This window comes from Acidobacteriota bacterium, assembly GCA_026707545.1.
In the GTDB taxonomy this organism is placed as follows: domain Bacteria; phylum Acidobacteriota; class Thermoanaerobaculia; order Multivoradales; family Multivoraceae; genus Multivorans.
In genome coordinates, this window is sequence record JAPOWR010000001.1 from 2,544,003 (window position 1) to 2,567,710 (window position 23,708).

16 protein-coding genes and 1 pseudogene are annotated in these 23,708 nt (G+C 68.2%); 7 read left to right on the plus strand and 10 right to left on the minus strand.

The genetic code is table 11. The features are described 5' to 3' along the window. Window positions 1–4 precede the first annotated feature (4 nt). Window positions 5–1,783 (minus strand): CRTAC1 family protein, encoded by a 1,779-nt coding sequence (locus OXG83_10055; protein ID MCY3965373.1) that lies wholly within the window; start codon window positions 1,781–1,783, stop codon window positions 5–7. Between the two features lie 16 nt (window positions 1,784–1,799). Here OXG83_10055 and OXG83_10060 point away from each other — a divergent pair, with 16 nt between their 5' ends. The 3 genes from OXG83_10060 (at window position 1,800) to OXG83_10070 (ending at window position 7,139) form a co-directional block, all read left to right on the plus strand. Next, complete coding sequence (locus OXG83_10060; protein MCY3965374.1) at window positions 1,800–2,915, plus strand: nucleoside hydrolase; 1,116 nt, start codon at window positions 1,800–1,802, stop codon at window positions 2,913–2,915. 230 nt (window positions 2,916–3,145) lie between these two features. Beyond that, complete coding sequence (locus OXG83_10065; GenBank protein MCY3965375.1) at window positions 3,146–6,019, plus strand: TonB-dependent receptor; 2,874 nt, start codon at window positions 3,146–3,148, stop codon at window positions 6,017–6,019. Between the two features lie 10 nt (window positions 6,020–6,029). Continuing rightward, entirely contained in the window at window positions 6,030–7,139 is a 1,110-nt protein-coding gene (locus tag OXG83_10070; GenBank protein MCY3965376.1) for a hypothetical protein, read from the plus strand. 50 nt (window positions 7,140–7,189) lie between these two features. Here the strand turns inward: OXG83_10070 and OXG83_10075 are convergent, their stop codons facing one another. Then, entirely contained in the window at window positions 7,190–8,575 is a 1,386-nt protein-coding gene (locus OXG83_10075) for a tetratricopeptide repeat protein (protein MCY3965377.1), read from the minus strand. A gap of 115 nt (window positions 8,576–8,690) precedes the next feature. On the opposite strand from OXG83_10075, the gene OXG83_10080 reads away from it, so the two are divergent. Then, the gene (locus OXG83_10080) at window positions 8,691–9,746 is read left to right on the plus strand and encodes a nucleoside hydrolase (GenBank protein MCY3965378.1); all 1,056 of its coding nucleotides are present in this window, start codon (window positions 8,691–8,693) and stop codon (window positions 9,744–9,746) included. An 87-nt stretch (window positions 9,747–9,833) separates the two neighbouring features. On the opposite strand, the gene OXG83_10085 is transcribed toward OXG83_10080, so the two are convergent. From OXG83_10085 to OXG83_10105, 5 genes are read right to left on the minus strand one after another with little or no spacing between them, the layout of a single operon-like run. Next, window positions 9,834–10,907, minus strand: coding sequence for a hypothetical protein (locus OXG83_10085; GenBank protein MCY3965379.1), 1,074 nt, complete (start codon window positions 10,905–10,907; stop codon window positions 9,834–9,836). After that, entirely contained in the window at window positions 10,904–12,058 is a 1,155-nt protein-coding gene (locus OXG83_10090) for a nucleoside hydrolase (GenBank protein ID MCY3965380.1), read from the minus strand. Before OXG83_10090 ends, OXG83_10085 begins: the two co-directional genes overlap by 4 nt. Further along, the gene (rbsK, locus tag OXG83_10095) at window positions 12,058–12,993 is read right to left on the minus strand and encodes a ribokinase (GenBank protein ID MCY3965381.1); all 936 of its coding nucleotides are present in this window, start codon (window positions 12,991–12,993) and stop codon (window positions 12,058–12,060) included. The genes OXG83_10090 and rbsK overlap by 1 nt, the downstream gene beginning before the upstream one ends. 45 nt (window positions 12,994–13,038) lie before the next feature. Beyond that, window positions 13,039–14,079: a nucleoside hydrolase gene (locus tag OXG83_10100; protein ID MCY3965382.1), complete on the minus strand. Its 1,041-nt coding sequence runs from the start codon at window positions 14,077–14,079 to the stop codon at window positions 13,039–13,041. A 4-nt stretch (window positions 14,080–14,083) separates the two neighbouring features. Further along, window positions 14,084–15,070: a GRP family sugar transporter gene (locus OXG83_10105; protein MCY3965383.1), complete on the minus strand. Its 987-nt coding sequence runs from the start codon at window positions 15,068–15,070 to the stop codon at window positions 14,084–14,086. Between the two features lie 165 nt (window positions 15,071–15,235). On the opposite strand from OXG83_10105, the gene OXG83_10110 reads away from it, so the two are divergent. The 3 genes from OXG83_10110 (at window position 15,236) to OXG83_10120 (ending at window position 18,425) form a co-directional block, all read left to right on the plus strand. Beyond that, window positions 15,236–16,645 carry an amidohydrolase gene (locus OXG83_10110; GenBank protein ID MCY3965384.1) on the plus strand — a complete coding sequence of 470 codons (1,410 nt, stop codon included), beginning with the start codon at window positions 15,236–15,238 and terminating at the stop codon, window positions 16,643–16,645. A gap of 136 nt (window positions 16,646–16,781) precedes the next feature. Next, entirely contained in the window at window positions 16,782–17,018 is a 237-nt protein-coding gene (locus OXG83_10115) for a hypothetical protein (GenBank protein ID MCY3965385.1), read from the plus strand. A 225-nt stretch (window positions 17,019–17,243) separates the two neighbouring features. Next, window positions 17,244–18,425, plus strand: a complete 1,182-nt coding sequence (locus OXG83_10120) for a sialidase family protein (protein MCY3965386.1) — start codon at window positions 17,244–17,246, stop codon at window positions 18,423–18,425. Window positions 18,426–18,523: 98 nt separating this feature from the next. On the opposite strand, the pseudogene OXG83_10125 reads toward OXG83_10120, so the two are convergent. The 3 genes and pseudogenes from OXG83_10125 to OXG83_10135 all read right to left on the minus strand — a co-directional run bounded on the left by OXG83_10125 (window position 18,524) and on the right by OXG83_10135 (window position 23,708). After that, window positions 18,524–19,150 (minus strand): annotated as a pseudogene (locus OXG83_10125) (cytochrome P450). Between the two features lie 506 nt (window positions 19,151–19,656). Further along, entirely contained in the window at window positions 19,657–22,071 is a 2,415-nt protein-coding gene (locus tag OXG83_10130; GenBank protein ID MCY3965387.1) for a DPP IV N-terminal domain-containing protein, read from the minus strand. A 113-nt stretch (window positions 22,072–22,184) separates the two neighbouring features. Next, window positions 22,185–23,708, minus strand: a complete 1,524-nt coding sequence (locus tag OXG83_10135; protein MCY3965388.1) for a serine hydrolase — start codon at window positions 23,706–23,708, stop codon at window positions 22,185–22,187.

The window sequence follows — 23,708 nt, forward strand, 5'->3', positions numbered from 1 at the left end:
AGGTCTAGCTACCCTCCACCACGGTCAGATAGCGATCGGTGGGCGGGTTCAGCAGGCGCTGGCGCCCGCCGCTCGGCCAGCGAATCTCGAGGCGGTCGGCCGCCGAAGCCGGGCCGAGGCCGAAGAGGATCCGCAGGTCCTGCGCCGAGCAGTAGCTCTTGCCGCCGATGGCCTGGTCGTAGCTGATCCGCGAGCCGGCCGCGAGCTCGAGCCGGGCGCCGGTGCCGTCCCGCACGCTGGCGTCGCCGACCAGCCGGACGCCGAGCCACCCTCCGCCGCCGGCTCCGGAGTTGCGGAACAGCTGACCCCGCTCGCCGTTGTTGTTGACCAGGAAGTCGGCGTATCCGTCGTTGTCGAAGTCGCCGATGGCGAGCCCGCGACCGACCCTCGGGGCGAGGAAGGCCGCTGGCTGGTCGGCGCTGACGTCGGCGAACTTGCCCCGCCCGAGGTTGCGGTAGAGCTTCTTGACCTCGGCGTAGGTCACGCCCGCGTGGTAGATCGCGATGTTGTCCATGATGTGGCCGTTGATCACCAGCAGGTCGCGCCGGCCGTCGTTGTCGGCGTCGAGGAACTGCGCCCCGAAGCTCGAGTTCATGATGTTGGTCGCTCCCAGGCCCGAGACGATCGTGGCGTCGACGAACAGTCGGCCGCCCTCGTTGACGTAGAGGCGGTTGAGCTCGGCGTCGAGATGGCTGACGTAGAGGTCGATGTCGCCGTCGTCGTCGATGTCGGCGGCCCCCGCGCCCATTCCGGCCTCGGTCTTGCCGTCCTCGCTGAAGCCGGCGCCCGAGAAGTAGCTGGCGTCCTCGAAGGTGCCGTCGCCGTTGTTGAAGTAGACGAAGTTGCGCTGGGTATCGTTGGCGATGAAGATGTCGGTCCAGCCGTCGTCGTCGAGGTCGGCGAGCGCCACCGCCAGGCTCTTGCCGTCCGGGTTGACCAGCCCGGCCCGCATTGTGACGTCGGTGAAGGCGCCGTCCCCGTCGTTGCGGAAGAGCCGGGGCGAGATGCCGGGGAAGCTGTCGGGGTGGCAGTAGGCGCGCCGCTCGGGGGTCGGGTCGCCGCAGACGACGTTGCGGTCGATGTCGTACTGGACGTAGCCGGTGGTCAACAGGTCGAGCCGACCGTCGCGGTCGTAGTCGAACCAGCCGGCGGCGGTGGTCCACTCCCTGTCGTTGCCGACCCCGGCCTCGGTCGTGACGTCGGTGAAGGTGCCGTCGCCGTTGTTGTGGTAGAGCAGCGACCCTCGATAGCCCGACACATAGAGGTCGGGATAGCCGTCGTCGTCGTAGTCGCCGGCGGCGACGCCGAAGAAGAAGAAGCCGGGACCGACCCGGAGTCCCGCTCTCTCGGTGAAGTCGGTGAACGTGCCGTCGCCATTGTTGCGGTAGAGCGCCGGCTGGGGCGGCTCCTCGGGCTGGAAGTTGGGAGTGGCGCCGCTGTTGACGAAATAGGCGTCGAGCAGACCGTCGTGGTCGAAATCGATCCAACCCACCCCGGCGCCCATGGTCTCGACGTAGAGCTTCTCCCAGGAGGCGGCACGCTCGTGGTGGAAGCGGATGCCGGCGCGCTCTGTCACCTCCTCGAAGCGGATCTCGAACGGGGCGAGCTCCGGCCCGGTCGTCGCGGGAGCCGCGCGCTGGCAGCCCGTCCCGACGAGCAGGCCGGCGGCGAGGGCGCCGAAGGCGCCGAGACCCCCAGCTAAGCTCCTAGCTCGCCGGGCGCGAGGCCCCACCGGCGGCCGCGCCGGTCGCCCGGGGGCGTCGCTCTCGTTACTCGCCCGCATTCCCGAGGAGGTTCCTATGTCCGCCCGATCCAGGACCGCAGAGCGCTCACGTCGTCAGTTCGGTTCGCGGGTCGCGCGTGGCGCGGTCTTCGCCGCCCTGTTTGCCTTGCTGTGCCCGCCGGGGCCGGCCGCTGTCGCCCAGAACGAGCCGGAGGGCGCGCCGCTCCCGGTCATCATCGATACCGACCCGGGGACCGACGACGCGATGGCCATCCTGCTGGCGCTCGCATCGCCGGAGCTCGACGTCAAGGCCTTCACCGTCGTCCCGGGCAACGTCACCGCGGAGCAGGCGCTGGAGAACACGCTGAACCTCGTCTCGCTCGCCGGCCGCTGCGACATTCCGATCGCCGGCGGAGCCCAACGACCGCTGGCACAGCGCCTGATCACCGCCGAGTTCGTCCATGGAGAAAACGGTCTCGGCGACATCGAGCTGGAGCCTTCGAGCTGCAGCGCCGACGGCCGATTCGCCCCCGATCTCATCATCGAGATGGTACATCGGATGCCGGGAGAGATCACTCTCGTTCCGATCGGCCCGCTGACCAACATCGCGCTGGCCCTGCACAAGGATCCCGGCATCGTGCCGCTGGTCAAGGAGGTCGTGATCATGGGCGGCTCGATCACCGAAGGCAACGTCACTGCGGTGGCGGAGGCCAACATCTACAACGATCCGGAGGCGGCCCACGCCGTCTTTCACGCCGGTTGGAAGGTGACGATGGTGGGGCTCGACGTCACTCACAGGACCAACTTCGGAGCCGAGCATCTCGAGCGGCTGGCGCTGGCGGAGGGTGAGGTCGCCGATTTCGCCAAGCGGGTGATGCGCTTTCTCGTCTACCTGGCCGCCGAGTTCGGGGCCGAGGGCACGCCGATGCACGACCCGCTGGCGATCGGGGTCGCGATCGATCCGTCCTTCGTGACGACCCGCCATATGCGCCTCGACGTCGAGACCCGGGGCGAGTTCACCCGCGGCCAGACCGTGGGCAACCGCTACAACTTCGTGGAGCGCAACGAGCCCGAGGGCGACCGGCTGAAGATGACCGGCATCGATCGGGTCGAGCCCAACGCTCACGTGGCGGTCGAGGTCGAGGCCGAGCGCTTCTTGTCCTTCTTTCTGGAGCGGATCACCGGCTTCTAGGCACCCGATGTAGTAAATCGGCCGAATGGGTGCCTGAGATTTGCTCCGGTCGTCGGGGTTGGTGTAGGGTCGGGCCACCTCAAAAGACTAGCTTGCGCCATTTCTCTGCCGAGAAGGAGGTTGTGATGCGAAAAGCCTTGGGGGTAGCGCCTATCTGCGCGATAACGGCTTTGGTGTGCCTGCCGACGAGCGTCCAAGCACAAACGCTCGACAGCGGTCAGATCCGTGGAGTGATAACCGACCAGACCGGTGGACCGATGCCGGGTGTGACGGTCACGTTGAGGAACGAGGCGACCGCGTTCTCGCGGGTGGTCGTATCCAGCGATAGCGGTGCCTATGTCTTCGCACAGATCCCCGCTGGGGCCTACACCATGTCGGTCGAGCTCCAGGGCTTCACCGGCGAAGTGACCGAGCTGACGCTCAACGTCGGCGCTTCGCTGTCGTTCGACTTCCAGCTCGAGATCGAGACCCAGACCGAGACGATCGTGGTCTTGGCGACCATGGCGCCGATCGACGTCTCGTCGGCCGGTGTCAGCCAGCTGATCAGCGAGGAGGCGATCGAGAACCTGCCGCTGCTGGGTCGGGACTTCCGCGACCTGGCTCGTTTGAGCCCGGCGGCGCAGGTGACGCCCGGTCTGCGCGGCGGGCTGCGCCTCGGCGGCCAGCAGAGCGACTATACCGGGCTGTCGATCGACGGCGCCGACGGTCGCGACAACTTCTTCGGTGAGTTCTTCGGCTCGCTCGAGACCAAGAACTCGGTCATCCCGATCGAGGCGGTCCAGGAGTTCCAGGTCGTCACCAACGGCTTCGCCCCGGAGTTCGGTCGCTCGACCGGCGGCCTGATCAACGTGGTCACCAAGTCGGGAACCAACGAGTTCAAGGGCAGCGCCCACTGGTACCACCGCAACGAGAGCCTGACCAACGACGACTGGCTCGGTGTGCCGCCCAACATCGACGAGCAGAATCAGGTCGGGGCGGCCTACGGAGGCCCGCTGCAGCAGGATCGACACTTCTTCTTCGGCGCCTTCGACATTTCGGAGCGCGAAGGCCCGCTGATCACCAAGTTCGCCCGGGAGGTCAGTGGAATCGGGGCGCCGGAGCTCGGGATCAACGACCTCGGCTCCCTCGAGGGCGCCAACACCCAGTCACAGGACCTCCGTTCCGTTCTCCTCAAGTGGGACTGGCAGGCGAGCGAGAGCCAACGACTGAGCACCCGCTGGTTCCAGACCAACAACGAGACCGTCGGCTTCACCGGCGGCCGCGGCCAGAACCAGATCCAGGCTTCCTTCGGCAACACCGAGGAGTTCCAGAACAACGGCGACAACTACATCACCACCTGGACTGCGGTCACCTCCGGCGGGCGGGGCTCGAACGAGCTCAAGGTCATGTATTCGGACCAGAACCGGCCGCGCAACAACCTCAGCTCGCTGCCTCAGATCGAGATCCTGGATACCGGCACCTTCGGCCAGCGCTTCTTCCTGCCGATTCAGGGCTCCAACGAGAAGATCACCATCCAGGAGAACTTCCAGTACGCCTTCGGCGATCACGATCTGAAGTTCGGCGCCGACTACAACGGCTACTCGATCCGTCAGAACCGGTTCTTCGGCTGGTCGGCGGGGCAGTACAGCTTCTTCTCGCTCGAGGACTTCCAGGCCGGGCAGCCGTTCGGCTTCATCCAGGGCTTCGGGCTCGGCGAGCCCTATGCGGAGGCGGCGCTGCAGCCCGAGCGGGTGCGCCAGACCGCCTTTGGCGCCTACGCCCAGGACAAGTGGCAGGCGTCGCCCAATCTCACGATCAACTACGGTGTGCGCTGGGACAACACCAAGAACCCCAAGCCGCGGTCGCCGATCGCCGGTGTGAACGTCCCGCTCGGAATCGGCGCTGACACCACCTTTGGCGCGCCGCCGCAGCGTCCGCCGGACGACACGGATCAGATCGGACCGCGCCTCGGTGCCTCCTATTCCTTCGACATCGGCGGCAAACCGGCCATCCTGCGCGCCTCGTGGGGCCTCTACTACGCCCAGATCCCGACCATCTTCATGAATCGGGGCGCGGGCAACACGACGGTCCTCTTCTGCTTCTTCAACCCGGCTTGTCTGCCAGCGGGCGGGTATCCGAATCTCTTCCCGGATCAGGTCGATCCGAACAATCCGATCCCGGGTCTGCCGCAGCCGCCGTTCGACACCGGCTACGACGATCCGGGGATGCGCAACCCGCAGGTCGAGAACACCACGCTCAGCCTCGAGTGGCAGCTCAACCAGGACTACACCCTCACCGGCACCTACGCCCAGGGCGATTCGAAGTACCTGCGCACCGGCGGGTTCAGCAGCACGCGATGGAATCGAAACTTCGAGAGCCTCGGCCAGGATGAATTCGGACGGACGATCCTCGGTGGGCCGGTCGACGACACGGTCGCTGGCGCCAACGCCCACGGCAGCTTCAGCCGTGGTGAGTTCCGGCAGTTCGTCATCAACCTGACCCGGCGCTACGCCAACGGGTATCAGTTCTTCATCAACTACTCGCACTCCTCGAACAAGGACAACGCCGCGAGCGAGCGGGACACCGACAGCTTCTTCGGTCCGTCGGACCCGTACAACATCGATCTGGACTGGGGTCGCAACGCGCTCGACATTCCCAACCAGCTGAAGATCTCGGGAAGCGTCGACGTCGGTAAGGGCTTCCTCGTGAGCGGCCTGCTCATCGCCCGCGACGGGATCCCCTTCCCCGCCTGCATCGCCGACGACACCAACGGTGACGGGGTGGTCAACAACGGCTGCTCCAACGACCGTCCGGTGGTCAACGGGCCCAGCGGCAGGTACCTGCTGGAGCGGTACCCGGGACGGCAGCCCGACTTCTTCCAGTTCGACATGCGGGTGAGCAAGGAGTTTCAGCTGGGTGGCGAGAAGACGGTCGAGGTGATCGTCGACATCTTCAACGTGTTCGATACCGCCAACAAGTACGCCAATCCGGCGATTTCCTCGTTGGTCGCAACGGAGCTCGACGCGCCGCCGGTCGAGGGCCGGGACGGCTATCGCATCAACGACCAGATCGCGCCGGGCAGCACGCCGTTCGCGATCCAGCTGGGCGCGAGGTTCCGTTTCTAGGGCCGGAGACGTGAGCATCGCTACGAGACGATCGTTTCTGTCGGCGATGGGGAGCGCCCTGGCGCTTCCCATCGCCTTTTCCAGACCCTCGGCCGGGTCGACGGCCGGCGAGGGTGTGACGGATCCGCGCCGGCCCGCGCCGATCGGCAGCCCGGTCCTGGACAGCCTGTGGCCGGTCATCGCGAGCTCGCGCCACGTCCGCACCGACGAAGCGCGGATCCGCGCGGTGGCGCGGTGGATGGCCTATGAGAAGCTGCCCTTTCCCAGCTTCGGACTCGACTTCGATCCGGCGACCGAGCGTGACCGGGCGATCGACTTCGCCATGGTCTCGAACACCATCAACTCCGCCTTCACCGACTTCGACACCGGCATCAAATTCCAGACCGAGTACCAGGGCCGGAGCTGGTCCGACGCCCAGGCGATGACCGCATGCCTCAAGCGGGCGATGGAGAAGGGCATCCCGATCCTCGACGGCCGCTTCCTGGCCGAGGTGAGCCGCGACGAGCTCGACGAGGTCTTCAGCGGCAACATCGAGATGCCGATGCTCGACGAGAAGCGGGCGGTCCTGAACGAGGTCGGCCAGGCCCTGGCGGAGCGCTACGACGGCTTCTTCCACAACTTCGTGCCCACCTGCTCGCCGCGCCTCTTCGACTCGGGGAAGGGTCTGGTCGACCGGCTCATCAGCGAGTTCCCGCGCTTCAACGACACCTCCCCCTATCGCGGCCACACCGTCCAGTTCCACAAGCTGGCGCAGCTCACCTACTGGGGTCTCTACTCGGGCTTTCGCGGCCACGGCGGCTTTCGCATCGACGACATCGGCTCGATGACCGCTTTTGCCGACTACATCGTGCCGGTGGCGCTGCGAGTCATGGGCATCCTGGTCTATACGCCGGAGCTCGACGACAAGATCGAACAGGGCGTGCTGATCCCCCGCGACTCCGACGAGGAGATCGAGATCCGGGCCCACATGCTCTACGCGACGGCGCTGCTCACCGAGGAGGTCAACGCGCTGCGCCCGCCGGAGCTTGAGGTGATCATTCCGCAGGTCGACGCCCGCCTCTGGTCGAGCTATCACACGACGCACTGGCCGCATCACCTGACGCGCACCATCATGTACTAGGCCCGCGGCGAGGCGCGCCGCCCGGCCCTCGCACGACCGGGCGAAGACGCTTAGCCCGGCTCGCTGGCCGAGGCCAGCGCCCTCGCATAGCGCTCGTCCCCGGGCTCCAGGTCGACGGCCCGACGCAGCGCCTCGACCGCGCTCTCGCGGTCGTCGAGCTCGAGACAGACCTGTGACAGGTGGAAGAAGGCCTCCGAATCCACCGGGTTGATGAGAGTCGCCTGCATCAGCGCTTCGCGAGCCGCTTCCGGGTCCCCCAGCTTGCCGAGGGTGAGTCCGAGGACATAGAGCGCCTCGGCGCTGTAGGGCGCGTGGATCAGGGCCTGCTCGGCCGCCTCGCGCGCGATCTGGAAGCGGCCGGCGGAGTAGAGGATCTTGGCCAGCTGGATGAAGGCCCCCTCGTTGTCCGGATCCTGCTCGATCGCCTGCTGCAGCAGCGCCAGCGCCTCGTTGGGGCGGCCGCCGCGGGCGTTCTCGCCCGCCTCGCGCACCAGATGGTCGGCCTGGACGCCGCTTTCGCGCTCGGTGTGGTCTCGCTTGGCGAGCTCGGCGAAGCGGCGCCGCACCTCGGCCGCCTTCTCGGGCCGTCCGGAGCAGTGGTAGGCTCGGGCCAGGAGGGAGACCGACTCGGTGTCGTCGGGCTTGACCGCGAGGATCCGCTCCAGGTGCTCGGCGCCCTCGGCGCACCGTTTCTCGCGCACCAGGATCGTCGCCAGGAGGAAGCGTCCGCGGGTCTTGTCGGGCTCCAGCTCCACCACCCGCTCGGCGTCGGCGAGGGCCCGGACAGCGTCGTTGCGGTCGGCGTAGATCGAGGCCCGGAAGTAATGGGCGACGGCGTTGTCGGGCTCGAGCCGGATGGCGTGGTTGAGCTCGGCGATCGCCTCTTCGATCTCGTCACGCGACTTGTGGACGACGCCGAAGTGGAGGCGGATGGTGGCGCTGTCGGGATCGATCGCGAGCGCCGCCTGAAGCGCCTCGGCCGCCTCATCGTAGAGCTGCAGATCGATGAAGAGGCGGCCGAGCGCGAACGGTGGCGCCGCGCTCTCGGGGTGCGTCGCGATCGCCTCCTCCAGGACCCGCTTGGCCTGGTTGAAGTTGCTGAGCTGGCGGTAGGACTCGGCCAGCGCCAGCAGTGCGAGCTCGTGGCCGGGCTCGATCTCGAGGGTGCGGCGAAAGGCGGCGATCGCCTCCGCCATCCGGAAGCGCGAGCGGTAGGCCTCGCCCAGCTCGACCCATAGCCGCGTATCGTCCGGCGCGCCCTCGAGCGCCGAGTGGTAGCTCACGATCGCCTCCTCGAAGCGGCCGGCGGCGAGAAGGGCTCGGGCCTCGGCCGAGCTCGCCGCCGGAACGACCGGATCCTGGCCGGTCGCCGGTCGTGACGCGGAGAGGGGGAGCAGGAGGGCCAGGGTGATCGCGGCGGTGAAGGTCGATCGCATCGGCTGACGCGAGATTATACGGAGTGCGGCCCGCAGGGCTCGAGGCGGTGCGTTGGCCAGCCTTTCGGGCCGGCTGTAGACTTGGCGCCGATTCGCACAAAGAGGAGGAGATCTCATGCGTCGCCGTTCGATCGTCGGTTTCGCGCTCGCCCTGACCCTGACCGCCGCCGGCGCACGCGCCGACGAGGCGGAGCTGGTCAAGGTCTTCATCGACCAGGACACCTCGGGCCCGGCGGGGACCGACTCGGTCTCGATCGCCATGCTGCTCCAGGCGCCCAACGTCGACGTCGTCGGCATCGGCGTCGTGGCGGGGGACGCCTGGCTGGATCAGGCGGTGTACCACACGCTCAAGATCGTCGAGCTCACCGGCCAGACCCATGTGCCCGTCGCGGCGGGCTCGGAGGTGCCGCTGCTCAATTCGCAGGCGATGATGGAGCGCCGCGAGGAGCTGTGGGGTGAAAAGGCGGGCGACGGCTGGCACGGCAACTGGGGAGACGAGGTGCCGCCGCCCGACCAGATCTCCTACGAGCCCGGGGGCCCTCCGACCCTCGAGGTGGTGGACCAGACCGCGGCCGAGCTTCTGATCGAGATGGCCCGCAAATACCCCGGCGAGCTGGTGCTCCACACCGCCGGTCCGCTCACCAACGTCGCTCTGGCCGTGCGTCTGGCGCCAGACATCGTGGACAAGATCAAGGCGGTCTACACGATGGGGGGCCACATCCACGTCAACCAGCGCTTCAACTTCTGGTGGGACGCCGAGGCCGCGTTCATCCATATCCGGACGCCTTGGAAAGAGCGCCACCTGACCCCGATCGACGTCTGTCACAAGACCCACATGACGCGCGAGCTGATCGAGGCGATCGCCGACGCGGGGACACCGCTGGCCGAGTACCTGCGCGCCAGCTATCTCGACCTCGACCGCGGCTACAGCTACATGTGGGACGAGCTGGCGGCGGCGGCGATCATCGACCCGGCGATCATCACCGAGACCGAGGAGCTGCGCCTCGACGTCGACTATCTCCCGGGGCCGAGCTACGGCAAGACGGTGTGGACGTCGCCGCGCATCGAGCCGTGGTTCGCCGGCCAGACGTGGACGGTGCAGACGGATATCGACGTCGAGCGCTTCGAGAAGTTGTTTGTGGAGTTGATGCGGCGGGCGCCCTCCGAGTAGAACGGGTAGGCGCACTCGCTCTACTCAGCCACCTCGGACTGGCTGCGTGCGGAATGCGACCGCGCATCCCGAGGCGCGTCGCCGCCTCTACTCGGGCTGGGCGCGCTGGTCGAGAAAGCGGTCGACCGCCTCGGGCATGAAGCTGGCGGTCGAGAAGGCGCCGGGCAGGGCCTCTTCGAAGGTTGTTCGGCGTAGGCGACGGCTGGCGCCGTCGGTCGATTCCTCGATCAGGATGAGGAGCGTCGGCTCGTGCCCGCGCTTCTGATTGAACGAGCTCGCCTCGTAGCCGTACTGGCGGTCGCGGTAGCTGACCCGTGGCGTGTGTCCGGGAGCCGTCGCCACGACGATCGCCGCGACGAAGTAGTCGCTGTGGGCCGCCGCCTGTTGCAGGACAGCCCCCACGGGGTAGCGGTAGTGGAAGGCCGCGTCGTCGGCGCCGGCGGCGCGGTAGACGTTGCCCTGGGTGGTGAGCGCGGCGACACCCAGGTGCTCCGCGGCGGCGGTGAACAACGCGACGCCGCCGGCGCGCGCCTCGAGGGCGGTGGCGACGAGCTCTTCAAGCTGCGCCGCCGGCAGACCGGTGTCCTCGGGGGTGACCTCGGGGAAGTCGGTCTCCGGGACCACCCAAGGCGCGAAACGGCGAACGTGCACGCTGTGGTCCGCGCCCGACCCGCAGACGATGAGCAGGTCCCGCCAGCGCGTCGTGGTCATCAGGTAATCGCGGCAGTCGCCGCACGACCCGCCGGTGCCACAGGCGCGGTCGGTGTAGAAGGCGAGGAAGTCGACTTCTTCGCGGGCGGCCTCGGGTCCGATCAGGTTGATCACGTGGTTGAGCAGGGAGGTCTCGGCGTGGATGGCTTCCGGGTAGCCGGCCCACTCGGTGTTGCCACCGACGACGGTGTGGTCGACGCCGTCGTGGCTCACGACCGTCGCCGCGCGGACGTGGTACTTCGAGATGCTGGGGTCCGTTCCGGCTTTGGCCGCGGCGTCGAGGGCCGTAAAGATCCGGCCCTCGAGCTCGGGCTCGGTGACCTCCTGGCGGGCCTCCTCGGTGAGCGCCCAGGGGCGCTCGGCCTCGCGCTCGGCCGCGGAGCAGCCGAGCGCCAACGCCGGAACGACGGCCGCCGCGAAGAGGAAAGGGTGTCGCCGAGCCTGGATCATCGGTGGCTCATGAGCTGGACGAACAGCTCCTCGAAGCGCGCGATGTCGACCTCCCTCTGGACCGTCGCCGCCCGGAGGTGGGCGGGAGGCTCGAGCAGATCGGCCCACGCTTCCCGGTCCAGGCCCTCGGGGCCGCTGTAGGCCATGAAGAAGGTCGGCACCTCCTCCGGCCGGGTCCAGACCACCGTGTGCCCGTACTTGGGCCCGTGGGTGATGTCGACGTCGAGCCACATCGTCTGGGTCTCGGTGACGATCGAGGGATCGATCAGCGCCGCCACCGCCACCTCGTCCCACATCGCCGACCACTGTGACAGATTGGGCAGAGGCTCGTAGTCGAGGTAGAGCGACTGCACGTGCTCCGTGAACGGGCCGCCGGCGGCGACTACGCGGCGCATGAGCTCGGGATGGGACAGCACCTTGAAGCCGAGCTCGCCGGGAGTGACGACGATCTCCTTCCAGGGCTCGCGCATCACGATGGCGGCCGCCTCCGGGTCCCACCACCAGTTGAGCTCGAAGCCGCCGCCGGTCGAGGCGCCCATTACATAGAGAGCCCTGGTGAGCGGCACGATGCCGGGGTCCATGCGCACGGCCAGAGCGAGATTGGTCAGGGGGCCGGCGAAGTAGAGGACCAGCTCGCCGGGATGAGCGCGGACGGTCTCGATGATGAACTCGGCGGCGCGTCCCGGGTGGGGCTCGGTCTCCGGATATCCACCCGGCGGCTCCCACACCCGCTCGGGCGGAGGAGTTCCCGGGTTGTACGTGCCGCGCCAGTTGGGAAAGGTGCCGTAGAGCGCCTCGCGCAGCTCGAGCTCGCGCCCGGTCCTGAGCAGGGGGCGCTCGGCGCCCTTGACGACCGGCACGTCGGACCGCCCGGCGAGCTCGACGGCGTGCAGCGCGAAGACCGTGGACGGCTCAACCCACTGATCGCCGCTGACGGTGGTGATGCCGAGAAGGTCGACCTGGGGCGCGTTGAGCAGCATCAGGAGCGACAGGAAGTTCGTTCCGTGCGGCCCGGCGCTGTCCTGATCGGCGAGGACCTTGATCCTGCTCTCGGCCGCGGCCGTCGGGGAAGCCGACGGAAGCGGGAGCAGGAGCAGACCGGCCGCGAGGGCGAGCGCCCCGATTCCCCGCCGCCCTCGGGGGAGGGTCACTAGCGGCTCCGCTCGGCCCACGCCGCGTCGAAGGCGGCACGGTCGAGAAAGGACTTCTGGGTGCCGACGCCGGTCGTCGATAGCCCGGCGTAGAGGTTGGCACGGGTAACGGCCTCGATCTCCTCCATTCCCTCGCCGAGAAAGACGGCGAAGCTGCCAATGAAGGCGTCGCCCGCTCCCGTGGTGTCGACCGCCTCGACCGAGAAGGCCGGCACGTGCTGCATGCCGTCGCCGCCGGCGACCAGCGACCCCTGAGATCCCAGGGTGATGATCACACGCTTGATGCCCGCCTCGAGGAGCTTCTCGGCGCAGCGCTTGGCGTCGTCGACGCTGCCGACCGCGATCCCGGTTACCGCCTCGGCCTCGGTCTCGTTGGGCACGAAGTAGTCGAGGTTGGCCACTTTGTCCATCTCGACGGCCTGCCCCGGCGCCGGGTTGAGGATGCAGCGGATCCCGTTCTCGTGGGCGAAGCGGATGGTGTGATAGACGGTCTCGAGCGGGATCTCGAACTGCAGGACGATGCAGTCTGCGCTCTTGAGCATGTCCCCGGCGGCGTCGACGTCGGCCGGCAGCACCTTGTTGTTGGCCCCCGGGATCACCAGGATCCGGTTCTGGCCCGACGCGGTGTCGACGAAGATCGGAGCCACGCCGCTCGAGATCCCCTCGACGATCCGGACGTGCTCGGCGTTGATCCCTTGGGACTTGAAGTTCTCGATCGTCGACGGCCCGAAGAGGTCGTCGCCAACCCGCGCCACCATCGAGACGTCGGCGCCACACAGCTTCGCCGCCACCGCCTGGTTGGCTCCCTTGCCGCCGAAGCCGAGGTCGAAGCTGTCTCCAAAGATCGTCTCGCCGCCGCGCGGCCAGCGGTCGTTGAAGGTGGTCAGGTCGATGTTGGCGCTGCCGACGACGGCGACGTGGGAGGTCTTGGCCATGGCTAGCTCCCTTGCAGGGACGATGGGTTGTCGGTGAGGCTTGGTCTAGCGCAGCGGACCGCCGACCCTCTCGATGAACATACGGATGAACCGCTCCCAGTCGAGGTCGTACTGGACCGTCATCTTCTGGGCACCTTCGGCGCCGGGCCACAGACGGGGTCCGCCCAACGAGGTTCCGTAGCTGATGCCGGGATTGCTGTCGACGTCGACATAGAGCTCGGTGGTGGTGACCAGGGTCGGGTCGATGAGGCTGGCGACGGCGATCTGGTCGTACATGTGGACCACCGCGTCCGGAGGGGCGCCTTCCCAGAGCCGCCCGCCGTCACGGATGAGCTCGGTGAACGGCGTTGGGTTCGCCACCAATTCGTCGAACCACTCAGCGGTGAAGCTGGACTTGCGCGAGACGTTGAGCGGCGAGAGATCGATCGGGATACCAGAGCGCAGGACGATCTTCGCCGCCTCCGGATCGACCCAGAAGTTGAACTCGGCACCCGGGGTGATGTTGCCCGCGCCGTCCGGAAGCGTGGCTACGGCGCCGCCCATGATGACGAGCCTCTTGACCCTGCCGGCGAGGCCGGGACGGTGGCGCAGGGCCATGGCGACGTTGGTCAGCGGCCCGATGGCGAGGATCGTGACCTCGCCGGGCCGTGATTCGATCGTGTCGACGATGTACTCGACCGCGCCGAGCGGCTCGACCTTCTTCTGCGCGAAGCCCCCGGGCGGTGCGGTCGGCGGCTGGTCCGACCACCAGGAGCCGTAGGTGGTTCGGGCGTACTCGGAGGGCTCGTGCATCAGCGGCATGTCGGCGCCGGCGTAGACCGGGATCTCCTCGCGGCCCGCGATCTCGAGCAGCCGCAGGACGTCCGCGGTCCCCTGCTCGAGCGACCAGTTGCCGGCGACGGTGGTGATGCCGAGGATCTCGAGCTCGGGAGATTGGAGCGCCAGCATCAACGCGTAGCAGTCGTCCTGCGGGCACGTCCCGAAGTCGGTGTCGAAGATGACCTGGTGGCGCTCGGCCCGCGCCCCGCCGGCGACCAGCAGGGCCAGTACGGCCGCCGCCGCCGGAGTCCGAAGGTGCCTGGTCATCGCGTCAGGCGGCGGCCTGATAGGCACTGGCGATCGTCGCCAGCGCCGCGATGTAGAAGAGGAACATCAGCGCCAGATAGACCTTGGCGGTCTTGTCGGCGCCAGCGAACTCCTTCCACACGAAGACACCCCACACCGCCGCGACCATCGGGGCGGCCTGGCCGATGGCGTAGGAGATGGCGACACCGACCAGGCTGGCGGCCACGAAGTTGAACACCGTGCCGGTGCCCCAGACGAGCCCGCCGACAACGCCTAGCGCGTGATCGCGTGGCCGGGCGGCGAAGAAACCGGAGAAGTCGACGGGCGTGCCGACGAGCGGCTTCTTCATGAAGTAGATATTGACGACGAAACAGCAGAGGAATGCGCCGAGAGTGAAGAAGACGGCGATGCTGTAGGGGGTCAGGGTGTGGCCGGAGGTGAGCGCCCGGGTGACGAAGGGAGCGAACGATCCCATCAGCAGGCCCGAGACGACGCAGATCACCAGGCTCTTTCGTGACACGCCCTCGCCGTCGGTGGCCAGACGGCCGTAGGCCTTGCCGATCAGGAACACGGCGACGATCGCGAGCAGGACCCCGAGACCGAGGATCATCGGATCACCGCTGGGCTGAATGGCGTAGCTCATCACCACGCCGACGACCAGCGCGATGCCAATGGCGACCGGGAAGGCGACGGCCAGCCCGGCCAGCTCGATGCCAGCCACCAGGAGCAGGTTGGCGATGTTGAAGATGAAACCGCCGATCATCGCCGACACGATGTTGCCGCGATCGGCCGCGGCGATGTTGACGAGAAACCCCTCGCCCTCGCCGCCCGTCGAGCCGAGGGTGAAGGCGAAGATCAGCGACACGAGGAAGATCCCCAGGGCGTAGTCCCAGTAGAAGAGCTCGAATCGGTAGTCCTTTGTCAGCTTGTAGCTGTTGGCCCAAGACCCCCAGCAAACCGTGCTGGTGATCATCATGACCATCGCCAGGGCAAACGTCTCCGGGACAAACATAGTCGCTCCTTCCCCCCAGGAATGAGAGTGTGCCCCTCCGGCGGGCGCGGCTTCGGAATTGGGCGGAGTATAGCCCAGCCCCGGTCGCCGCCTTGCCGCCTGGTCTCGGCTACTAGTGTCGCCTCACGAACGGCGGTGAGGCGCCAGAGAGGAGGACACTTGACATTGCGATCCACAAGGACCCTGGTGATGTTGGCTGCGGTGGCCGTTCTGGCGACCGGCTCGCTGGGTGGGGTCGAGAAGGCCGACCTCATCATCCGCAATGGGCTCGTGTTGACCATCGACGAGACGCGCACCGTCCACCAGCCCGGCGTCGTCGTGGTGCGGGGCGACACGATCGTTGCCGTCGGAGGCGCCGGACTGGCCGAGCGCTATGAAGCCGAAACCGTCATCGACGCCGGCGGCGACATCGTCATGCCCGGCATGATGAATCTCCACAACCACATCTCCATGGTGGCCTTCCGGGGCCTGGGTGAGAATGGCGTCGAGAACCGCCTGTTCCGGTTCTTCTTTCCCCTCGAGAAGGAGATGCTCTCACGGGATCTGATCCGGGTCGCCGCGCGGCATGCGGCGATCGAGATGGCGCTGGCCGGGGTCACGCTGGTGGCCGACATGTACTACCACGAGGACGAGGTGGCCCGAGCCGTGGCCGAGGTCGGGATCCGCGGGGTCCTGGGGAAGACCGTCATCGGTTTTCCGGTGGTGGACGCGCCCGAGCCGTGGGGCGGGCTGGCCTACGCCGAGGGCTTCATCCAGGAGTGGAAGGACCACCCCTTGATCACGCCGGCGGTCGCGCCCCACGCGCCCTACACCGTGCCGCCTGAGTGGCTGTTGAAGTCGAAGGCTCTGGCCGATCGCGAAGGGGTCCCGGTGCTGATCCACATGGCCGAGTTCGCCCATGAGCAGGAGCTGATCCGCGAGCGCGTCGGGGACTTCCCGGAGGGCAAGAGCATTGTCCAGTACCTCGACGATCTCGGGTTCCTGGGCGACAACGTCCTCGGTGCCCACGTCATCTACGTCGATGAGAACGACATGGCGATCCTCGAGCAGCGTGGCGTCGGCGTCAGCCACAACCCGAAGGCCAACTCGCGTGGCAACACCGGGATGTCGCCGGCATGGGAGATGTTCCAGCGCGACCTGGACCTCGGCCTCGGTACCGACGGGCCGATGAGCTCGAACCAGATGGACGTTCTCAACGTCATGCACTGGGCGGCGGGGATCGCCCGCTACCTGGGCCGCGACTCGACTCGGTTCACCCCCTACGAGCTGGTCTACATGGCGACGATGGGCGGCGCCCGGGCGATCGACATGGAGGACCGGCTGGGCTCGATCGAGGTCGGGAAGAAGGCCGATCTCGTCGTCGTCGACGTCCATGCCGCCAACATGCAGCCGGTCTACGATCCCTATGCCGCGCTCGCCTTCGCCGCCTATCCGGAGAACGTCCGCTCGACGGTGGTCAACGGGCGGGTGGTGGTTCGCGACCGGCTTGTGCAGACTGCCGATCTCGAGGCTCACGAGCGCGAATGGCGACCGCTCCAGAAGAGGGTCGCCCAGTTCGCACGAACCCTGGAGTAGGCGACGATCCCGCCGCTCGTTGGCGGCGCAGGGCAGCGCACCCGAGGTCGGGCGGTAGCGCTCGGAGAAAGAGCTACGGCCGCGATTTCAGCTGGACCACGGCCGGCTTCCAGCCCTTGGGATCCGACGCCACCTCGTGCTCGATGCTCATCACCTCCAGCCGATCGGGCTCGAAGCGGATCAGGACGAAGTCGGGACCCCGGTGACCGTCCTCGTAGAAGTCGGCCCACTCGTCCTTCCAGCGGCGGGCCTCCTCGACGGGGTCGCGGATGATCCGCGCCGTTCCCAGCAGCGTGACGTAGCCCAGACCCTCCGGATCGAAGAAGAAAAGGGTGGCGCGCTCGTCCGCGTGCCGCGGCGGTGGCTGAGGTGACGATCAGCGTTCCATGGCCCTGGCGCCTGCGTGCAACTCGCCAGGAGCATCCCCGGCAGGATCACGGCAAACGAGAGCAGGAGGCGGGAGGGTCTTCTCATCACTGGAGCAGCCCGCGACGCTATCAACGCGGCTCGGCCTCGCGAGCGGTGAACGACGCGGCGGCTCGGTAGTCTCTCCTCCCGTCCGCGTCCCGACTGCTCCGTCCCCCTTAGGGAGGAACTCATGTCCGTGTCTCTTCCGTACAGACGACGCTCACCCGCCCTGCCGGCTCTCCTCGCCGCGTCCCTCCTTGCGTTTGCAACCGCCACGGCGATCGCCGCCGAAGACGAGGCGTATCGGGGAGACGTCGAGGACGTCGTCACGATCGACGTGCTCGACCCTGAAGGTCCGTACGACAAGATCTGGGAGCCCTTCATCGCCCGCTGGACCGATAACCACCTGATCGCCGCCTACGGACTGCAGGTTCGCGGCAAGATGGACATGGGCGACATCGTCTGCTCCCTGAGCCTCGACGGCGGCAGAACCTGGAACGAGCGCATCACCGTGTTCGACCACCGGGTGCGCAACGGCAGCGTGCAGTACGCCTACAACAACTCCGTGCTGTTCAGGCCTCCCGATCAGGACGTCGTCTGGCTCTTCGTCATGCGCGCGCCCATGCACTACCGCGACAGCGAGAACGCCGACCTGGTCGCGGCGTACACCGCCGACGGCGGTTACTCCTGGAACCACGTCGAGCTGGCGATGGGCTATCAGGGCTCGCTGATCATCGTCGCGGGCATCGAGACCGTAGAGCGCGACGGAGTCCCTCACTATCTGCTGCCCGCCCACCGCAACTCGCGACGACATGACCCCCATGGCGACCGGCGCCAGTTCGTGCTCGAGAGCAAGAGCCTCCTGCACTGGAAGCTGGCCGGCTACGTTCCGTATCCGGACGACGATCCGGTGTTCCTGCACGAGGGGAAGATCGCTCCCGTCGGCGGCGGCGCACTGGAGATGGTCATGCGGACGGCCACCATGGACCGCGAGCGTCCGCTCGATCCCCCTCTGGCCTACTCGACCCGTAGCGAGGACGGCGGGCGAACGTGGTCGACGGCGCAGCCGGAGCCCGAGCTGCCCAACTACCGGGCCAAGAGCTTCTTCGGCCGGGACTCCTCCGGCCGGCACATCTACGTCTACGGCGACAGCGCGCAGCGGCGCGGCCTCTACTACAAGACGCGGGCGCCCGGCGGTGCCTGGTCGCCACAGCGCACGTTCTACGACGGCGGCAACCTCAACAGCTACCCCACGCTGCTCGAGGAGCCGTCCGCAGACGAATCAGGGAGATGGCTCGCGGTCTGGGACAGCTCCGACAGCCCCGATCGCCGCCGCACCGCGATCCGTTTCGGGCGGCTCTCGGTGGAGTGAGGCCGCACCACGAGGCGTCCGGGCTTGCGGAACTCGTGCCCGTACGGCGGTAGCGAAGAGGCACGGTCGAGCTCGATGCCGGGCCAGCGTTCGAGCAGGGTCCGCAGCGCGGATCGGGTCTCGGCGCGGGCGAGTTGCGCCCCCAGGCAGAAGTGGTTGCCGAGACCGAAGGCCAGGTGCTTTCGGACGTTGGCCCGGCCGGGTTTGAAACGATCGGGATCTTCGAAGACAGCCGGGTCCCGGTTGGCGCCGCCGACCATGCACTGCACGGTCTCGCCAGCAGCGATCTTCGTGCCGCCGATGCGGACCGTCGCCGTCGTGTGCCGTGTGAGCGTCTGCACCGCCGGGTCGTAGCGCAGCGACTCCTCCATCACGTCTTCGACCGCGGCCAGGAAGGCCGCTTCCCCCTCCGTCCGGCAATCGAGCGTAGCCGCCAGCAGGCCGGGCTCGCTCAGCAGGTAGTGGAGAGCGTTGCCGATCATCGACTCCGTCGTCTCGATGCCGCCGAAGAGGACGATCAGCAGGTTCGCCAGCACTTCCGACCGAGCGAGCGTTCCGCCGGGCCCGGTAAGCACTTCGATCAGCGTGCCGCTATCCGCCTCGCCGGCCGGCTGCTGCCCGTCCAGCTTCTCCGCCAGGTATTCGCGCATCGCCGCCGCGGCCTCCTGGCCGGCGCGATGGAGCTCGGCGTCTCCTTCGAAGTTCGCCAGCGACCGGGCGAACATCTCGTACCAGGCGCGCACCCGCGGCAGGTCGCCGGACGGCAGGCCGACGACGATTCCCATCGTCTCCAGGGCGATCGGCGCGGCATAGTCCGCCATCAGGTCGACCCCTGCCGCCCCGGCAGCGGCGGCCCGCTCGGCGGCCTCGAGGAGTTCCCCGCAAAGCCGGTCGACCCGCGGCTGCCAGACCTCCCGCGACGCCTTGCCGGTGAACCGAGCGAGGCACGCCTGCTTGTGGCGCTTCTGTTCCTCGCCCTCGACCGACAGCATCTGGCGGCCGAAGGTGGCCTGGATGAGGGACTTCTGCGAGTCGTTGGTGAACCGTTCCGGGTCGCGCAGCACGGACACCGTGTCGTCGTAGCCGGCGACCACCCACATGCCCAGGTTCGGCGCCCACACCGCTGCGCCCTGGGACCGCAGCTCCGCCAGGCGCGGATAGGGATCGACCGCCAGGTCCTCGAGACGGAGCGAGGCGGCGACGGCGGACCCCGGCCCTCGGCTCTGCCCGGTCACCGTTGCGGAAAGCTGTAGTCGTCGGGCGGCTCCGCTCCCAGCAGGTGCTTCACGAAGTAGTCCCAGCGCCGGCGAATGAAGTAGGGCTCCTGGGTGAAGAAGTGATCGCGATTCGGCAGGAGCAGCAGGTCGAAGTCCCGGTTGGCGTCGATCAGCGCGTGGATGAAGGTGACCGTCGAGGCGGGCAGGCTGTTCTCGTCGTGCTCGCCGTAGACGATCAGCAGCTTGCCCTCGAGCTTCGAAGCAAGCGCCGCGTGCGGGGTGAGATTCGCCGGACGCGCGGCCGCGTCCGGCGCGAACCGGCCGCCGTCCTCGTACTCCGGCCAGCCCGTCCACTTGACGAACGGCGGATAGAGGTAGCGGTAGTCGTACGGCCCCGCGGACGACACGGCGACCTTGTAGACGTCCGGGTAGCGGAGCATGGCGAGCGCCGAGGAGTAGCCGCCCCAGGAATGGCCCGTGATGCCGACCCGCTCCATGTCGAGCCACTCGAAGCGCTCGCCGAGCTGCTCGAGCGCGGCGACGTGATCCTCGAGCGTGAACTCGTCGTGCTTCTTCCACATGACGTCGTGGAACGCCTTCGAGCGCCACGGCGTGCCTCTCGCGTCGATCGTGACGACGGCGAACCCGAGGGCGGTGAAGGTCGAGAAGTCGCCCTGCCCTCCGACCCGTTCGACCCCCGCCGCACTGGCGAAGCTGCGGGGGACGACGCTGGTCTGCGGACCGCCGTAGATGTGCTCGATCACGGGGTACTTCCGGCCTTCCTCGAAGTTCTTGGGCCGGTAGACCACGCCGTACAGGTCCGTCTCGCCGTCCGCCGCCTTGACCGAGAAGGGAAGCGGCGGCTCGTAGCCGCGGGCGAAGAGTCCGCCGGCGTCGGCCTCCTCCAGGGTTGCTACGACCGAGCCGTCGCTCCGGCGAAGCCGCGAGACGGGAGGACTGTCTAGGGTCGACGAGTTCGAGACGAAGTAGCGGCCGCTCGGTGCGAAGGTCGAGGCGGCGCCGATCAGGACCGGGGCGGCGACGGTGACCGCGTGATCCGCCGGCTCGGGCGTCAGCAACTCGACCTCCGCATCGCCCTCGAGCGGCGCCCGGTAGACGTGCCGCCAGTACGGGTTCCGTCCCGGCTCGCGCCCGCCGGCCGTGAAGTAGACGAAGCCGCCGCCTTCGCTCTCGTCGACGGCCACGATGTCGTGGACCACCCATTCGCCGCGCGTGAGCTGCCGAATGTCGCGGCCGCCTTCGAGGTCCACCAGGTAGAGATGTCCCCAGCCGTCCCGCTGCGAGAAGGTGATCGCCCGCTTGCCGCCCGCCAGCACGCGGACGTTGGCGCCCATCGAGCGGTAGAGGCTGTGGTTCAGGTCGAGAAAGGAGTCGGCCTCCTCCTCGAAGACGGTCTCGGCGCGCCCCGAGGCGAGGTCGTACCGGACGAGCTCGAAGCGGCTCGCGTCGGGGGCGAGGCAGAGAAAGAAGGCGCGGCGCGAGTCGGGCGTCCAGATCGCCTGCGGCGGCGTGGCGCCCAGCTCTCCGAAACAGTCGTCGGGAAGCGGCACACGGCGGCTCGTACCGCTGGCGACGTCGAAGACGAACATCGGGAACCGCGGGATCTCCCGGTCGCCGATCAGGGCGACCCGTTTCTCCAGCGTCCGCGGCCGGGCGCTGCCGTCGGCCGGCAGCAGGTCCAGGTAGGGGTACGCGCCGACCTTCCTCTCGTCCGTGCGGGAAATGAGCAGCTTCGCCGAGTCGGGCGACCACGAGGCGCCGGTCAACGGTCCTTCGAGGCCCTGCCGCAGAAGCTGGAGCTTCGCGCTCCAGCCCGGCAGTGCGCCGTAACCGAAGTGCTCCTCGCCGTCCTGCGAGAGCTGCCGCTCGGTGCCGTCGTCCAGGTCGCGCAGCCAGACGTCGTGGCTTCGGGCGAAGGCGGCGACGGACCGGTCCGGCGCCGGGAGCTGAAGCGGGTCCGTGACGAAGTCCGGCAGGGCCTCGCAGGTGTAGGTCTCCAGGTCGCAGCGCGCGGCCGAGGTCGCGGTTCGGACCACTGCGCCGCCCGCGTCCCCGTCGAGCGCGAAGTCGAGGGAAACGATGCCGAGATCCAGCGGGTCGTGGGCCGTATCGGTCGCCTCCGACAGCGCCTCGGCCAGGCGCTCCTGGTCGAAAGCCGGACGCTTCCCGCCCGCGGCGGCGTCGACGATCACGATCTCGGTGCCCCGATCCGTGTCGCGCTCGTACCAGAACTCGTCGCGGTCACCGATCCAGTGCGGGACGACTTCTACGTTCCGGACGGTCCCCTGGACGTTCCGGGAGAGCAGGCTCGCGGCCTGGTCGTAGGCGGCCCGGGTTACCTGCTCCGGGGCGTAGGGCTCCTGCGCCGCGGCTTCGGGCGGGCCGGCCAGAAGAGGCAGCGCCCACATCAAGGTCGCCGCTACGCGGCGTGTTGTCCTCCGCGGGTCAGAAGACCCGCGGCCACAAAGCCGGCCAGAAGGCCGGCGCACCCAGTATGTGACGCTCAACCTGCCGGCCACGATCAGCCGCTGCGGCGCAGCGCGAAGACGCCGTTCAGGTAGTGCGTCGCGCGGCCGTTGCCGTCGTCGCCCCAGAACGCCACGTCCCAGCCGCGGTTGCCGCCCATCGCCGGGTCGCGCGGCAGGAACCGGTCGTTTCCGAGCGGGATCAGCTCCGACTCGAGCACGCCGCCGCCCAGCGACCGCGCCATCAGCCGGTCTCCGTCGGCGAAGAACGAGAAGCGACTTCCCACCGCCTCGAACCGCCCGACGTAGCGCTCGAGGTCGACCTCCACCGGCGTCACGGAGTCCGGAGTGGGCGTTTCCGGCTTGTCGATGCCGAAGACCTCCGGGAAGAGGGTGTCGAAGACGCGGTCGGCGAGCGGATACCCCTGGCTCGGCACGTTCGAGATCGTCGCGGCCGCGACGCCCTTGCTCGGACACCAGAGCAGCAGGGACGAGCCGCCGCTGTTCGTGCCGCTGTGGCCGTAGATCACCTCGCCGCCCCAGCGCTTCCAGTACGGACCGGGGCACCACTTCTGGGCGATGACCCTGGCCGGCATGTCGATCTCGGGCGTCTGCATCGCCTCGACGGCCTTCTCGGACAGCACCTGCCGGCCCTCGGCCGACTGGCCGCCGCGCGGGAACAGGGCCGCGAACCGCACCAGGTCGCCGGCGCTGCAGCACAGGGTCGCGCCCGCCGGCGCCATGCTGCGCGGCAGCCCCCAGAACGGCACCCGCCGGCCTTCGGGAGTGGCCGGCGTCTGCGAGTAGCCGAGGGCCACCGGATGGTAGAGCAGGTCCTCCGCGAAGTTCGCGGAGTGTTCGAGCTCGAGCGGCTCGAGGATCCGTTCGGCGAGCAGGGTCTCCCAGTTCTTCCCCATCACCCGCTGGGCCGCGAGCCCGGCGACGCAGGTGCCGGCGTTCGAGTAGCCGTAGGCCGTCCCCGGCTCGAAGATCCCGGGAATCCCGGCCAGTGAAGCGACGTACTGGCCGAGGGCGTCGTCGCCGCGACCGTGATCCGTGTACGGCCCGTTGTCGAGTCCCGACGACATCGAGAGCAGTTGACGCAGCGTCATGTCCACCGGCGGCTCGTCGCTCGTCAGCGGCGCGCCTTCGAGGTAGCTGCCGACGGGTTCGTCGAGGTCGAGCGTTCCCTCGTCGACCAGCGCCATCACCACGGCGGCGTTGAACACCTTGGTCGTCGATCCGACCTGGAACAGGGTGTCGGGCGTGACCGCCAGGTTGCGTTCACGGACCGCGAGGCCGGTCGCGAACTCGTGGACCGCCTCGCCGTCGAAGACCGCGAGCTGGGCGCCGACGATGCCGAGGCCGCGAGCGGACTCGTCGAGGAGCTGCTGGAGGATGGCCGGGTCCACCGCGACTTCCGGCGCGGCCGCGACCAGTCCGAAGCCCCGCGCCTGCGAGACGATCGGCATTGCCGCGGCGGCCGCGCCGGCTTTCAGGAAGGAGCGTCGGTTCATCGATTCCGACCCTATCCGCCCGCACGATACGGTCGTATACGATACGATCGTATACAGGGGCAA

Coding starts and splice junctions, on each gene's coding strand:
- OXG83_10130 (MCY3965387.1), bottom strand. CDS start 22,071: ATGTGGGCGCTGCCTCTTCTGGCCGGCCCGCCCGAAGCCGCGGCGCAG.
- OXG83_10100 (MCY3965382.1), bottom strand. CDS start 14,079: ATGACCAGGCACCTTCGGACTCCGGCGGCGGCGGCCGTACTGGCCCTG.
- OXG83_10080 (MCY3965378.1), top strand. CDS start 8,691: ATGCGTCGCCGTTCGATCGTCGGTTTCGCGCTCGCCCTGACCCTGACC.
- OXG83_10075 (MCY3965377.1), bottom strand. CDS start 8,575: ATGCGATCGACCTTCACCGCCGCGATCACCCTGGCCCTCCTGCTCCCC.
- OXG83_10105 (MCY3965383.1), bottom strand. CDS start 15,070: ATGTTTGTCCCGGAGACGTTTGCCCTGGCGATGGTCATGATGATCACC.
- rbsK (MCY3965381.1), bottom strand. CDS start 12,993: ATGGCCAAGACCTCCCACGTCGCCGTCGTCGGCAGCGCCAACATCGAC.
- OXG83_10120 (MCY3965386.1), top strand. CDS start 17,244: ATGTCCGTGTCTCTTCCGTACAGACGACGCTCACCCGCCCTGCCGGCT.
- OXG83_10060 (MCY3965374.1), top strand. CDS start 1,800: ATGTCCGCCCGATCCAGGACCGCAGAGCGCTCACGTCGTCAGTTCGGT.
- OXG83_10055 (MCY3965373.1), bottom strand. CDS start 1,783: ATGCGGGCGAGTAACGAGAGCGACGCCCCCGGGCGACCGGCGCGGCCG.
- OXG83_10085 (MCY3965379.1), bottom strand. CDS start 10,907: ATGATCCAGGCTCGGCGACACCCTTTCCTCTTCGCGGCGGCCGTCGTT.